Origin of the sequence: Streptomyces sp. RK62 (assembly GCF_018070255.1) — a bacterium.
In the GTDB taxonomy this organism is placed as follows: domain Bacteria; phylum Actinomycetota; class Actinomycetes; order Streptomycetales; family Streptomycetaceae; genus Streptomyces; species Streptomyces nigra.
In genome coordinates this window covers 468,412-480,902 of record NZ_JAGPYD010000002.1, presented here as the reverse complement: position 1 = coordinate 480,902, position 12,491 = coordinate 468,412, and the positions used below count along the sequence as shown (strand labels likewise).

The 12,491-nt window shown below is 70.6% G+C and carries 15 protein-coding genes; 2 read left to right on the top strand and 13 right to left on the bottom strand.

Annotated features, from left to right (window positions below):
- Window positions 1–203: 203 nt before the first annotated feature.
- Together KBY32_RS05945 and KBY32_RS05940 are read right to left on the bottom strand one after the other, a co-directional pair.
- Complete coding sequence (locus tag KBY32_RS05945; protein ID WP_055623302.1) at window positions 204–407, bottom strand: hypothetical protein; 204 nt, start codon at window positions 405–407, stop codon at window positions 204–206.
- Between the two features lie 391 nt (window positions 408–798).
- On the bottom strand, window positions 799–1,080 hold the full coding sequence (locus tag KBY32_RS05940; protein ID WP_055623303.1) for an acylphosphatase: 282 nt from the start codon (window positions 1,078–1,080) through the stop codon (window positions 799–801).
- 152 nt (window positions 1,081–1,232) lie between these two features.
- Here KBY32_RS05940 and KBY32_RS05935 point away from each other — a divergent pair, with 152 nt between their 5' ends.
- Window positions 1,233–2,381 (top strand): CAP domain-containing protein, encoded by a 1,149-nt coding sequence (locus tag KBY32_RS05935; protein ID WP_210979108.1) that lies wholly within the window; start codon window positions 1,233–1,235, stop codon window positions 2,379–2,381.
- A gap of 32 nt (window positions 2,382–2,413) precedes the next feature.
- Here KBY32_RS05935 and KBY32_RS05930 read toward each other — a convergent pair whose 3' ends face one another.
- The 3 genes from KBY32_RS05930 to KBY32_RS05920 all read right to left on the bottom strand — a co-directional run bounded on the left by KBY32_RS05930 (window position 2,414) and on the right by KBY32_RS05920 (window position 4,582).
- Window positions 2,414–2,809, bottom strand: coding sequence for a DUF6188 family protein (locus KBY32_RS05930; protein WP_210979107.1), 396 nt, complete (start codon window positions 2,807–2,809; stop codon window positions 2,414–2,416).
- On the bottom strand, window positions 2,806–4,149 hold the full coding sequence (locus KBY32_RS05925; RefSeq protein WP_308293657.1) for an MATE family efflux transporter: 1,344 nt from the start codon (window positions 4,147–4,149) through the stop codon (window positions 2,806–2,808). The genes KBY32_RS05930 and KBY32_RS05925 overlap by 4 nt, the downstream gene beginning before the upstream one ends.
- Window positions 4,150–4,237: 88 nt before the next feature.
- A complete protein-coding gene (locus KBY32_RS05920) occupies window positions 4,238–4,582 on the bottom strand; it encodes a hypothetical protein (RefSeq protein WP_210979106.1) in 345 nt (114 codons plus the stop codon).
- A 195-nt stretch (window positions 4,583–4,777) separates the two neighbouring features.
- Here KBY32_RS05920 and KBY32_RS05915 point away from each other — a divergent pair, with 195 nt between their 5' ends.
- The gene (locus KBY32_RS05915; RefSeq protein WP_210979105.1) at window positions 4,778–5,185 is read left to right on the top strand and encodes a helix-turn-helix domain-containing protein; all 408 of its coding nucleotides are present in this window, start codon (window positions 4,778–4,780) and stop codon (window positions 5,183–5,185) included.
- On the opposite strand, the gene mutM is transcribed toward KBY32_RS05915, so the two are convergent.
- The 8 genes from mutM to recG form a co-directional block, all read right to left on the bottom strand.
- Window positions 5,158–6,018: a bifunctional DNA-formamidopyrimidine glycosylase/DNA-(apurinic or apyrimidinic site) lyase gene (gene mutM, locus KBY32_RS05910; protein ID WP_210979104.1), complete on the bottom strand. Its 861-nt coding sequence runs from the start codon at window positions 6,016–6,018 to the stop codon at window positions 5,158–5,160. The genes KBY32_RS05915 and mutM overlap by 28 nt on opposite strands.
- An 80-nt stretch (window positions 6,019–6,098) precedes the next feature.
- Window positions 6,099–6,890: a ribonuclease III gene (gene rnc / locus KBY32_RS05905; RefSeq protein ID WP_055623310.1), complete on the bottom strand. Its 792-nt coding sequence runs from the start codon at window positions 6,888–6,890 to the stop codon at window positions 6,099–6,101.
- 19 nt (window positions 6,891–6,909) lie between these two features.
- Window positions 6,910–7,083 carry a 50S ribosomal protein L32 gene (rpmF, locus tag KBY32_RS05900; protein WP_003951102.1) on the bottom strand — a complete coding sequence of 58 codons (174 nt, stop codon included), beginning with the start codon at window positions 7,081–7,083 and terminating at the stop codon, window positions 6,910–6,912.
- A gap of 2 nt (window positions 7,084–7,085) precedes the next feature.
- Complete coding sequence (locus KBY32_RS05895; protein WP_055623311.1) at window positions 7,086–7,727, bottom strand: DUF177 domain-containing protein; 642 nt, start codon at window positions 7,725–7,727, stop codon at window positions 7,086–7,088.
- Between the two features lie 153 nt (window positions 7,728–7,880).
- Window positions 7,881–8,951: an ATP synthase F0 subunit B gene (locus KBY32_RS05890; protein WP_210979103.1), complete on the bottom strand. Its 1,071-nt coding sequence runs from the start codon at window positions 8,949–8,951 to the stop codon at window positions 7,881–7,883.
- Window positions 8,952–9,009: 58 nt separating this feature from the next.
- On the bottom strand, window positions 9,010–9,489 hold the full coding sequence (gene coaD / locus KBY32_RS05885; RefSeq protein WP_055623313.1) for a pantetheine-phosphate adenylyltransferase: 480 nt from the start codon (window positions 9,487–9,489) through the stop codon (window positions 9,010–9,012).
- A 26-nt stretch (window positions 9,490–9,515) separates the two neighbouring features.
- Window positions 9,516–10,103: a 16S rRNA (guanine(966)-N(2))-methyltransferase RsmD gene (gene rsmD, locus KBY32_RS05880; protein ID WP_210979102.1), complete on the bottom strand. Its 588-nt coding sequence runs from the start codon at window positions 10,101–10,103 to the stop codon at window positions 9,516–9,518.
- A gap of 107 nt (window positions 10,104–10,210) precedes the next feature.
- Complete coding sequence (recG, locus tag KBY32_RS05875) at window positions 10,211–12,415, bottom strand: ATP-dependent DNA helicase RecG (RefSeq protein ID WP_210979101.1); 2,205 nt, start codon at window positions 12,413–12,415, stop codon at window positions 10,211–10,213.
- Window positions 12,416–12,491: the final 76 nt, after the last annotated feature.

Below are 12,491 nucleotides of genomic sequence, written 5' to 3'. Positions count from 1 at the left end.
TTCGCCGGTGAACGCCGGGGGCACACCAGACGTTGAAGAAGGTGAAAGGATGCGCGGGGCAATAAGGCGGGGGAAAGAAAGAAGGGACGCCGAAGCGTCCCTTGCAATTTCTGACAACTGGATGCCCAGTCGTCCGACAACTGCCGAGCGGTTGGATACGGGCCGCCCGACCACTGCCGTGCTTTCGTGGAGCGATGCAGTGATCAGGTGAGCGCAGGCTCCGCCTGGTGTGCGTCGATGCTCTCCATGATCCTGTCGTGAGAAGCGGCAGCCGTCAGCGCCTCGTTCTCGGCCTGGATCCGTACGAGCTCGGATTCCAGGTCCTGGACACGCTGCTGGAGCCGTCGCATCTCGGCGAGGAGTCGCGGGTCGGAGCCGCCGACGTAACCGAGAAGCGCCTTTGCCATGATGGATGGTCCTCCACACTGAGTGACCGACCGATGCGGTGTGGGTCGTGAGGGATTCGCACCCGTGGATGCTTGACGAAGCCTGACGGGCCTTGAGTTGTACTGCCGTTCAGCCACGCCAAACAGCTGAGGTGCGCGGGGACTTTCAGCGTCTCACCAAAAAGTTTGACGGTCAACACGATCACGCCCCGTATTGGCGGGCGAACCCGGGGGCACACGGCCTGACGGCGGCACGCGGCGACTCCTGCGGGGCCCTGGGGGCGTGACGATCACCGTGAGAGCGGAGCTTGCCACTACGCGCGCTTCTTGGCAACCACCTGCTCATTTCTGCTTCGGGCAGGTGCCGGTGGCATGTCCCTCCGCTTCGGCGGGGCCGGCGCGGGCCCCTGAGTCACCGGATGGCGAAGCCGTCGTAGCCGCCGCGGGGTGTGTCCCAGATCTCGGTGACGCCGTCCACCCGCCCGGGCGTGTCGGCTCCCTGGAGCCAGTCGAGCAGCCCTTCGCAGTTCTTCCGGGGACCCTCGGCGACCACCTGGACCCGACCATCCTCCAAATTGAGAGCAAAACCACTCAGGCCGCCGATCTCGAGCGCCTTGGCCCGCGTGAACCAGCGGAAACCCACGCCCTGGACCCGTCCGCGCACCCAGGCGACCAACCGCACATCCTCACTCATGACTGCAACCTAACGGGCCAATGTCCCTCGGGGCACTTCCTCCCCTTGCGCCATGCGATACCGTCCCCACTCAATGAATCTCATTTGAAACTCACCTGATCGTGTGAGTTCCGTGAGGGCATGAAGACCGCAGGGACCAGGAAGGCCAGGACATGGGACGCCACCGACGCTCCGCCGCCGGCCGCGCCGCCACGGGCCGCGCCGCGGGGGGCACACACACGGACGGCTCGTACACGTACGGCGACGACCCGCTGAACCCGCAGGGCGACCGGCCCACCATGGGCATCGCTCCCTACCTGAACCCGGAGGCGTACGCCGAGGCCTACGCGCAGAGTGACGCCTACCTCTTCGCCACGGACGAGGGCTACGACCGGATCACCGCGACCACCACGTTCCCGGGCGACGACCTCACCACCGCCTTCGGCAGCGAGGGCTTCACGCCCGACAGCGGCACCCGGCTGCCGGGTGGCTCTCACCGCCGCCGCAAGAAGAAGGGCCCGGCACCGGTGAAGACCGGTCTGCTCGGTGTCTCGGCCGCGGTGGCCCTGGGCACGGTCGCGGTCGCCACCGGTGTGGTGCCCGGCATCGACAACTACCGGCTGGGCGGCGGCAGCGGCACCGACCGGGTGCAGTCCGCGGGCACCCCGACCAACGCGCCGAACGAGCTGGGCGGTACGTCGGGCAGCGCCGAGACCCAGGAGAGCGGCGGCGGCACGACGAGCCGCGACGTCGAGCGGCCCTCCTCGCCCGCTCCGTCCAAGGCGTCGTCCGCGCCGACGAAGACGCCGTCGAAGAAGCCCTCGGCCACGCCCAGCGAGAAGCCGAAGGACACGCCGTCGCGTACGGCCACGAAGACCCCGCAGAAGCCGGCGAAGCCCCCGAAGGCCGAGGAGCGCACCAGCGCCCCCGTGACGGTCTCCGCGGAGGCCGCCGCCGCGGCCGAGGTCCTCCGCCTCGTCAACGAGGAGCGCGCGCAGGTCGGCTGCACCCCGCTGGCCGCCAACAGCGCCCTGGCCGACCTGGCCCAGGACTTCAGCGAGGACATGGCCCAGCGCGGCTTCTTCGACCACACCGACCCGAGCGGCGCCTCCCCCTGGGACCGCGCGGCGAAGGCCGGCGTCACCGACCTCGGCGGCGAGAACATAGCCCGCGGCCAGGCGGACGCGGCATCGGTCATGGAAGCCTGGATGAACAGCCCCGGCCACAAGGCCAACATCCTGAACTGCGACTTCAAGACCCTGGGAGTCGGCGTCCACATGGGCCCCGGCGGTCCTTGGTGGACGCAGGACTTCGGGTACTGAGCTGCCCTCAGGTCAGCTCGGTCGGGCGGTCGTCAGCGCTCCCAGTCGTCCTCGCCGCCCGGGCCGACCGTGATCGAGTCCACTCCATACCCGGTCAGGTGCCAGGACTCGAACTGCGGGTCCGGGCCGATCCACAGCCCGGCGCCGTCGTCGAAGTCGATGACCAGAGCACCGTGCTCACGGACGTCGACCGCGATGACCGACTGCCCGAACAGCGCCAGTACAGGGGCGAGGCTCACACCTGTGCCGGGGTCGAGTTCATACCACTCGCCGGCTGCGTCCCGGAACAGGAACGGCGTCTCCAGCACCAGTTCGGCACCCAGCCGGTAGCCCTCGTCCGGGCCGAGGGCGCCGAGGCTCAGCCGCACTTGGTGATCGAAGGCCGTGCACTCCACCCGGGCGCCGATCAGGGCGGCAGGAACCTTCACCGTGTCTTCCTCTTCCCGACGCGTGGCAGTTCGACAGCGTATCGAGGTGCCGGAGGCCGGTACGCGCTGTGCCGGTGGAAGGCGTACGCCTTTCCGGCCGTCTGGAGGGAGTTGGTGAGTGCCAGGGCTGCCCAGAGGGCGGTGAGGCCGCCGGCTGTGGCGAGCGGTGCGGCGACGGCGGCCAGAACTCCGTAGCAGATGGCGGTCGTCACGAAGCTCGGCACCGTGCGCTTGAGGCCGATGAGGCCGAACCCAACGACGGCCTGGGCGGCGTCGGTGACGACCACGGCCAGTACCCACGGCAGGAGTTCGGTGATCTGCGGCCGTACCTCGGGGTCGCTGGTGAACAGCGGGACGACCCACGCGCTGCACACGATCACCGCTGTGCCGATGAACCCGACAACGGCCAGTGCGAGCCACGTTCCCGCCCGGATGCCGCGCCGGATCCTCGCGGTGTCGCGCTCCTCCGCGTACTCGGAGATCAGGGGGATCGTGGCCTGCCCGATCGCCACCGCGGCGGTGAAGATCAAGTTGACCAGGGAGATCCCGACGCTGTGCACCGCCGCGCTGTCCGTCCCGATCCGGGCCGCGGCGAAGGTCAGGACGCCCAGGACGGCGAACTTGACGAGGACGGTTCCGGCGAGCGGGATGCCCACCGCGCCCACCTTCCAGACCTGCCGCAGGTCCGGCCGGCCCGGACGCAGCGAGCGGCCGGACAGCGCGGTGCAGCGGTGCAGGGCCAGTTGGTTGGCGACGGCGGTGATCAGGCTGGAGGCGAGCATCGCGATGCCCGCCCCGGTCAGGCCCAGGCTCGGCAACGGGCCCGGGCCGCCCACGAGGACGACGGACAACGTGGCCGATGCCCCGGTGCCGAGCAGTCCGGCCCGCATCACCGACGTCGAGCGTCCGAGGGCGACCAGGACGGAGGTCGCCGCCGAGGTGACGGCGATGGCCAGCACACTCGCTGCCAGGAGGTAGGGGAAGATCCCCAACGCGTCCAGGGTGGGGCGGGGGACCCCGGTCACCCGGCCTATCAGCGGCACGGCCGCTACGGCCTGCGCGCCGAGGCCACCCACGATGACCGCCAGCCACATCCCGCTGTGCACCACGGGCAGCAGCCGGTCGGGGTCGTCCTTGCGGGGCGCGACGAACGGCATCACCCCGCGCAGCGCGCCCGCCACCGTGGCGGTGGCCGGGCTGAACACCGCCACGGTGACGGCGAAGGCGGCCAGGGCGGCGGTGGCGTGGTTGCCCAGCAGAGCGGTGTCGACCAGGGCCCCGGCCGAGGCGGCGATCATCGTCAGGTACAGCGGCAGCGCGGCACCGCTATCCCGGCCCACGCACTCCGCCCGTTTCGTCCGCTCCCCTCACCGATCACGGTTTCGATCATCACACCGGGGCGCCCGGCGAGTGGGCCGGTCGGTTAATTCAGTCCTCGGCCGTCCCGATCGGCCGCAGGGCCGACGTGTAGTCGCCGCTCGCCACGAGACGGTCGATGACCTCGGTCATCGCGGAGATGCCGGGGTCCCGGACCAGGAGGTTGTCCCAGCCGTAGAAGTACCGGCCGTCGAAGCACTCCCCCGTGTCCCGCCAGCGGTCCATCACACGGCGGGTCTCGTCGAGCGTGATGACGCTTCCCGACCAGCGCTGCCCGTCGGTGAAGGTCAGCAACATGTCGACGCTGCACACCTCGTCGAGATCCTCACCCGCGCCCGGCACGAAACAGATCTCGTACCCCGTCCTGCGCACTCGGTAGAACGGGCCGTCCCACATGTCTCGTCTCCCCCAGTCCGCCGGCCAAGAGAGCCAGGCCCCCACCCCGCCGGCTCGCTGGGACCCTACTGCGGCTTCGGGCACGCGTGCGCGCCCATTAGCAGATGGTCAGACCCGTCAGGCCGCCGCCACCCGGCACTAACAAAACGAAAGCGCATGCGGCGAGGCAGCGCTGTAGGCGCGTACGCTGGCAGCATGGAGAGCATTCAGGAGCAGGAGCGCACCCCAGACCCGTGCCTCCCGTACGACGTGTTCGCGAAGACCTGCCCGTCGCGGGGCACGCTGGAGCATGTCACCGGGCGCTGGGGCGGGCTCACGCTGAGCGCTCTGTACGACGGCTCGCTGCGGTTCAACGAGCTGCGCCGCAGGGTCGACGGCGTCAGCGAGAAGATGCTGTCCCAGACGCTGCACGCCCTGGAGCGCGACGGCCTGGTGCACCGGGAGGCGCAGCCGACGAATCCGCCGCGTGTGGACTACGAGCTGACCGAGCTGGGCCGGGGCGTGGCCGAGCGGCTGCTGGGCCTCATCCAGTTCCTGGAGGGGCGGATGGACGACGTGCTCGACGCACGCCGGAGCTACGACGAGACGCGCGGCGGCCTCTGACACTTCGGGCAGAAGTAGCTGGACCGGTTCATCCAGGGCCGGCGCCGCATCGGCGTGCCGCAGCGCTTGCAGGGCAGGCCCTCGCGCCCGTACGCGTCCAGCGAGCGGTCGAAGTAGCCGGACTCCCCGTTGACGTTGACGTAGAGGCTGTCGAAGCTGGTGCCGCCCACCGCGAGGGCCGCGTTCATCACGTCCCGGGCGTGCCCCAGGAGTTCGAGGGTGCGCGGGCGGGTGAGGGTCGCCGTCGGGCGGTCGTAGTGCAGACGGGCCCGCCAGAGTGCCTCGTCGGCGTAGATGTTGCCGACCCCGCTGATCAGGGACTGGTCGAGCAGGGCCCGTTTGACGGTGGTCCGCTTGCGCCGCAGCGCCTGGTGGAACGCCTCGTCGTCGAAGAGCGGGTCCAGCGGGTCGCGGGCGATGTGCGCGATGACGTCGGGCAGGCCGTCGGCGGCGGTGTCGTGCAACGACAGGCCGCCGAAGGTGCGCTGGTCGACGAAGCGCAGTTCGGTGCCGAGGGCGTCGGCGAAGCGCACGCGGATGCGCAGATGCTTCTCCGCGGGGGCGGTGTGCGGCTGGACCAGCAGCTGACCGCTCATGCCGAGGTGCGCCAGGACCGCCTGGCCGGTGTCCGCGAGCGGCAGCCACAGGTACTTGCCGCGCCGGCTGGGGACACCGACGCGGTGGCCCTTGAGGCGGTGCGCGAAGTCGTCGGCGCCCGCGATGTGCCGGCGCACGGCACGCGGGTGCAGCACCTCGGCGTCGGCGACCGTGCGATGGGCGACCCACCGCTCCAGGCCGCGCCGGACGACCTCGACCTCGGGCAACTCGGGCATGGTCTCTCCTGCACACCGTGCGGATACGGGCCGAGCGCCCGCCCCGGGGACGGGACGGGCGCTCGGATCGCGCTGTTCGGTCAGGCGGAGGCCGACGCGTCGGCGTCGGCGTCGGGCTCGGCGGCCTTCGCCGCCTCCTCCTTGGCGCGCTCGTCCGCCGCGGCCTTGATGGACCGCCACGCGGACTCGGCGGCCTGCTGCTCCGCCTCCTTCTTGCTGCGGCCGGTGCCGGTGCCGTACGAGACGCCTCCGACGCGGGCGGCAGCAGTGAAGGTCTTCTCGTGGTCGGGGCCGGTCTCCGTGACCAGGTACTCGGGGACGCCGAGCCCTTCGGTCGCGGTGAGCTCCTGGAGACTGGTCTTCCAGTCCAGGCCGGCTCCGAGGTTCGAGGACTTCTCGATCAGGGGGTCGAACAGGCGGTGCACGAGCTCCGCCGCCGAGTCCAGGCCCTGGTCGAGATAGACCGCGCCGATCACCGCTTCCAGGGTGTCGGCGAGGATGGATGCCTTGTCCCGGCCCCCTGTGCCCTCTTCACCGCGGCCGAGCCGGATGAAGGCGCCCAGGTCGAGCCCGCGGCCGACCTCCGCCAGCGCACGCGAGTTGACCACCGCGGCCCGCAGTTTGGCCAGTTGGCCCTCGGGCAGGTCGGGGTGGGTGCGGTACAGCGTGTCCGTGACCACCAGGCCGAGCACGGAGTCCCCGAGGAACTCCAGCCGCTCGTTGGTGGGCAGACCGCCGTTCTCGTACGCGTAGGAGCGGTGGGTCAGCGCACGCACCAGAAGGGCGGACTCGAGCTTGTACCCGAGCCGCCCTTCCAACAGCGTGTGGGACGAGGCCTGGTTGTCCGCTGCGTTCTTCTTGGGCGTGGACACAGTGCCTCTCACCAGCCGCTCAGACCTCGAGGACCTGGCGCTTGTTGTAGGTGCCGCAAGACGGGCACGCGATGTGCTGCTGCTTGGGCTCGTGGCAGCGCTCGCACGCAACCAGGGTGGGGACCGCAGCCTTCCACTGCGACCGGCGGTGGCGCGTGTTGCTGCGCGACATCTTCCGCTTCGGAACAGCCACGGCTACTTCTCCTGCTTCTCGTCGACGCCCGGTTCGGCGCCGCTCTTGTCGTCCTTATCGCCGGGTTCGAGTGAATCGGCGAGTCCCTGCAGTGCCGCCCAACGGATGTCGACGGCGTCATGGTGGTGGTCCGGGTCGTCAGCGAGACGTACGCCGCACTCGGCGCACAGTCCCGGGCAGTCTTCCTGGCACACCGGCTGCATCGGCAGTGCGAGCACCACCGCATCACGCAGCACAGGCTCGAGGTCGAACAGGCCGTCCTCGAGGAAGAGCCTGTCCTCGTCGTCCTCGGCGTCGTCGCCCGGTTCCGCGTGGTGAACGCGGCCCCGGTCGTCGGCGTCAGGGTACGAGAACATCTCCTGGAAGTCCGCTTCCACGTCGAGCTGAAGCGGCTCCAGACACCTTACGCACTCCCCCTCGGCCCGTGCACGGGCGGTGCCTGTGACAAGCACACCTTCCATGACCGATTCGAGCCGGATGTCGAGCTCCACCGGGGCGCCTTCCGGCACTCCGACGACCTTCTGGATACCGAGGTCCTTGGGGGCGTCGACCGTGCGGGTCTGGCGCTGCAGCGCACCGGGCCGCCGGCCCAGCTCGTGTGTGTCGAACACGAGGGGGTTGCGGTGGTCGAGGCGGGCTGTCACGCCGTTCCTGCTTTCGATCTGCTGAGCTCAGGGGGTTCCGCCGCCCAGTGGTGCCTGCGGGCAGCGTTGATCGCGGACGTACGCGCGACCGAAGAGCCAGGATACTGGACCTTTCGCTCACGGCCCAATCCGGTGGTCGCGCCACCGACCGCGCTACTGACCGCGCCCCTGTTCGTACGCCCTCAGCTGCTCCGGAGTGATCATGCTGGTGTCGAAGAGGCTGGTCTCGTCGAGCGCGTACGACTGCTGGTTCTGCTGGGGCTGCTGGGCCGCCTGCTGCGGGTCGTACGCCTGCTGGCCGGTGTCGTAGCCCTGATACGCGTAGGGGTCGGCCTGCTGGTAGCCGTAGGCGTCCTGCTGGCCGCCGTAACCCTGCTGGTAGCCGTACGGGTCGGCGGTCTGCTGCTGGTAGCCGTACGCCGGCTGCGCGGCCCCGGGGTCGTACTGCGGCTGCGGTGGTACGGCCGCCTGCTGCTCGGAGGGGGCCGCCGCCGCGGCGTCCTGCTGGGCGAGCGCGGCGAGGTCGGCGAGGTAGTCGGCGTCGCTGGAGTGCTGGACGCTGCTCATGTCGTCGGCGAGGGCGCCGAGGTCGTCGGTGGCGATCCGGCCGTGCAGCTTCTGCCGGCCGCGGCCGACCGCCTCCAGCGTCTTGGCGAGCACGGCCTCGAAGGCGCCGAGCTTGACGTCGACGTATTCGTCGGCGCTGCGGCGCAGGGTCTCCGGGTCGTGGCTGCGCTCGGGGGCGTCCTCGTCCTCGTAGCCGTTCTCGTCGGTGCCCGGGCCGGTGCCGAGGAGCTTCTCGCGGCCGCGGCCGACGGAGCCGAGGGTCTTGGTGAGGACGACCTCGAAGTTGGCGAGCTTGGAGTCGACGTAGTCGTCGGCCTCCGCGCGGATCTCCTCGGCCTCCTGGCGGGCCTCGGCGAGGATGCGGTCGGCCTCGGCCTGGGAGCGGCGGGCGATCTCGGTGCCGGAGACCAGGGAGCCGCGCTCGGCGTGCGCGCCCTGGATGATCCGCTCGGCCTCCTGGCGTGCCTGCTCGACCATCTGCTCGCGGTCGCCGATCAGCTCCTGGGCCTGGGCGAGGGAGCCGGGCAGGGCCTCGCGGACCTCTTCGAGCATCGAGAGCAGTTCGGCGCGGTTGACCACGCACGAGGCCGACATCGGCATCGACCGGGCACTGGAGACCGCCGAGACGATCTCGTCGAGCTTCTTCTGCACGTCCACCGTGTGCTCGCCACTCTCTACAGCTGTGATGGAGACGGACGGGACGACTGTAGCCCCATCAGCTGTGCCGCAGGCGCTTGTTCAGGGCCTCCAGGACCACCGGCGGGACGAGGTGGGAGACGTCGCCGCCCCAGGTCGCCACTTCCTTGACCAGGGAGGAGGACAGGAAGCTGTAGGTGGGGTTGGTGGGGACGAAGAGGGTCTCCACGCCCGACAGGCCGTTGTTCATCTGGGCCATCTGCAGCTCGTAGTCGAAGTCGCTGACCGCGCGCAGGCCCTTGACGATGGCCGGGATGTCGCGCTGCTTGCAGAAGTCGACGAGGAGGCCGTGGAACGCCTCGATCCGGACATTGCCGTACTCGGCGGTGACCTGGCGGATCAGGTCCAGTCGCTCGTCGACCTCGAACAGGCCCTTCTTGGACTTGTTGATCATGACGGCGACATAGACCTCGTCGTACAGCCTGGAGGCGCGGGAAATGATGTCCAGGTGTCCGTTGGTGATCGGGTCGAACGACCCGGGGCATACGGCGCGGCGCACTTGTGATCCCTCGCTCTCCGGTCCGGTCATCGTGCGTCTTCGCACGTAGAGGCGGCGCGACCGTACCAAAACGTTCCCTCGCCGTATCGGCGGGCCCGGATGCCCTCGAAACCGTCCGGCCACCGGAATTCCCCGCCTCTGGTGCTGCGCTCCACGGTGACGAGCGCGTCGGACGCGAGCCAGCCCCCGGTACGGAGTGTGAGGAGAATCTCCCGAAGATCGTCGTCGGAGACGGCGTACGGAGGGTCGAGGAAGACGATGTCGTACGGCTCACCGGGCGCCGCCGTGCGGATGATCTGTTCCGCTTTGCCCGACCTCACCTCGGCGCCGGGGAGGCCGAGACTCTTCACGTTCTCCCGGACGACGCGGGCGGCCCGGGCGTCGGCCTCGACGAGCAGGGTGTGGCCCGCGCCGCGCGAGAGGGCCTCCAGGCCGACGGCGCCGGAGCCGGCGTAGAGGTCCAGGACCCGCTCCCCGTCCAGCGGGCCGCCGAGGAGCGACTGCCAGGTGGAGAGGAGGCCTTCGCGCGCGCGGTCGGAGGTGGGCCTGGTCCCGGTGCCGGGCGGCACGGCCAGACGACGTCCGCCGGCGGCTCCGGCGATCACGCGGGTCATTTCACTGTCCTCGGGTGTGGGCGGTTGTGGGTATCAGTGTGGCCGGTCGCTCACGGGCCCGGGTACCCGCCTGGTCCATCCGGCCGCGTCCCCCGGACGGGCGGGTCTCACCCCTTCTCCAGGTACTGCTCCCGCTCCTCGTCCAGGAGGGCGTCCAGGGCGGTCCGCAGGCCGGGCAGCCCGGTGAGCTCCGGGTCCCGCTCGACCAGGGCGGCGGCCTCCTGCCGGGCCTGCGCGATGATCTCCTCGTCCTCGATGACGGCCAGCATCCGCAGGCTGGTGCGGGCGCCGGACTGGGCCTGGCCGAGGACGTCTCCCTCGCGGCGCTGCTCGAGGTCGATCCGGGACAGCTCGAAGCCGTCGAGGGTGGAGGCGACGGCGCCCAGGCGCTGGCGGGCCGGGCTCGCCTCGGGCATCTCCGTGACCAGGAGGCAGAGTCCGGGCGCGGAGCCTCGGCCGACGCGACCGCGCAGCTGGTGCAGCTGGGAGACGCCGAAGCGGTCGGCGTCCATGATCACCATGGCGGTGGCGTTCGGGACGTTGACGCCGACCTCGATGACGGTCGTGGCGACCAGGACGTCCGTGTCCCCGGCCGCGAAGCGGCGCATCACGGCGTCCTTGTCGTCGGGGTGCATCCTGCCGTGCAGCACCTCGACCGAGAGGCCCTGCAGAGGGCCCTTGGCGAGCTGCTCGGCCACGTCGAGGACGGCCAGCGGCGGGCGCTTCTCCGCCTCGTCCTCGGGCGACTTGGCCTTGCCCTTCTTCGGGTCGTCCTCCTCGTCGCCGATGCGGGGGCAGACGACGTACGCCTGATGGCCGTTCTCCACCTCCTCGCGCACGCGCTGCCAGGCGCGGGCGAGGAAGTGCGGCTTGTCGGCGGCCGGGACGACATGGGAGGCGATCGGCGAGCGGCCGGCGGGGAGCTGGTCGAGGACGGATGTCTCCAGGTCACCGAAGACGGTCATCGCGACCGTGCGCGGGATGGGGGTGGCCGTCATGACCAGCAGGTGCGGGGGCTGCTTGCCCTTGCCGCGCAGGGCGTCACGCTGCTCCACACCGAAGCGGTGCTGCTCGTCGACGACGACCAGACCGAGGTCGTGGAACTGCACCTTGTCCTCGATGAGGGCGTGCGTGCCGATGACGATGCCGGCCTCGCCGGTGACCAGGTCGAGCAGGGCCTGGCGGCGGGCGGCGGCTCCCATGGACCCGGTGAGCAGCACGACCTTGGTGGCGTGCTCGGCGCCGCCCAGCATGCCGCCCTCGGCCAGCTCGCCCATCATCTCGACGATCGACCGGTGGTGCTGCTGGGCCAGGACCTCGGTGGGCGCGAGCATCGCGGCCTGCCCGCCCGCGTCGACGACGGCGAGCATGGCGCGCAGCGCCACCATGGTCTTCCCGCTGCCGACCTCGCCCTGGAGGAGCCGGTGCATCGGGTGCTCGGTGGCCAGGTCGGCGAAGATCTCGCGGGAGACCTGCTGCTGGCCCTCGGTGAGGGTGAAGGGGAGGCGGGCGTCGAAGGCGGTGAGGAGTCCGTCGGGCGCGGGGCGGCGGGCGACGGCGGGGAGTTGGGCGTCGGCGTGCCGGCGGCGGGCGAGCGCGACCTGGAGGACGAAGGCCTCGTCCCACTTGAGGCGGGCGCGGGCGTCCTCGATGTCGGCCTTGGTGTGCGGGCGGTGGATCTTGAGCAGGGCCTCGGGGAGGGGGACCAGGCCGCGGCCTTCGCGCAGGGACTCCGGGAGCGGGTCGACGGCCTCCTGGGCGCTCGGCAGAACCGTCTGGATCGCCTTGCCGATCTTCCAGGACTCCAGTTTGGCGGTGGCCGGGTAGAGCGGGATGAGGGCGCCGGCCCAGCTCTCGACGGCCTCCTCGGAGTCGTCGCGCAGCAGCTCGTACGCCGGGTGGGCCAGTTGGAGGCGGCGGTTGAAGACGGAGACCTTGCCGGCGAACATCGCGCGGGTGCCGGGCAGGAGCTCCTTGTGGGGCTTGTGGACGCCGTTGCCGAAGAAGACCAGTTGGAGGCGGCCGCTGCCGTCCGTGATGGTGACCTCCAGGCGCTGGCCCTTGCCGCGCGGCGCCTTGGCGGAGGCGAAGCTGTGCAGCCGGGCGTCGGCGACCAGGGCGACCACGGTGACGTGCTCGTCCATGGGGAGGTCGGCGAGGTGCGTGAGCTGGCCGCGCTCCTCGTATCTGCGGGGGTAGTGGTGCAGCAGGTCCCCGACGGTGTGCAGGCCGAGATGCTCGGCCATCACCTTCGCGGTGGGAGGGCCGAGCACCTTCTTCAGTGGTTCGTCCAGTGCGGGCACGAGATCCATTCCACACCACGGCACTGACATCGCGGCGGGCGCCGCCGTGAGCTTGTGGGTAAACGTCCCGGAAACCCCTGGTCAG

Coding starts and splice junctions, on each gene's coding strand:
- rsmD (WP_210979102.1), bottom strand. CDS start 10,103: ATGACCCGCGTGATCGCCGGAGCCGCCGGCGGACGTCGTCTGGCCGTG.
- KBY32_RS05945 (WP_055623302.1), bottom strand. CDS start 407: ATGGCAAAGGCGCTTCTCGGTTACGTCGGCGGCTCCGACCCGCGACTC.
- recG (WP_210979101.1), bottom strand. CDS start 12,415: ATGGATCTCGTGCCCGCACTGGACGAACCACTGAAGAAGGTGCTCGGC.
- KBY32_RS05935 (WP_210979108.1), top strand. CDS start 1,233: ATGGGACGCCACCGACGCTCCGCCGCCGGCCGCGCCGCCACGGGCCGC.
- KBY32_RS05915 (WP_210979105.1), top strand. CDS start 4,778: ATGGAGAGCATTCAGGAGCAGGAGCGCACCCCAGACCCGTGCCTCCCG.
- mutM (WP_210979104.1), bottom strand. CDS start 6,018: ATGCCCGAGTTGCCCGAGGTCGAGGTCGTCCGGCGCGGCCTGGAGCGG.
- KBY32_RS05940 (WP_055623303.1), bottom strand. CDS start 1,080: ATGAGTGAGGATGTGCGGTTGGTCGCCTGGGTGCGCGGACGGGTCCAG.
- KBY32_RS05920 (WP_210979106.1), bottom strand. CDS start 4,582: ATGTGGGACGGCCCGTTCTACCGAGTGCGCAGGACGGGGTACGAGATC.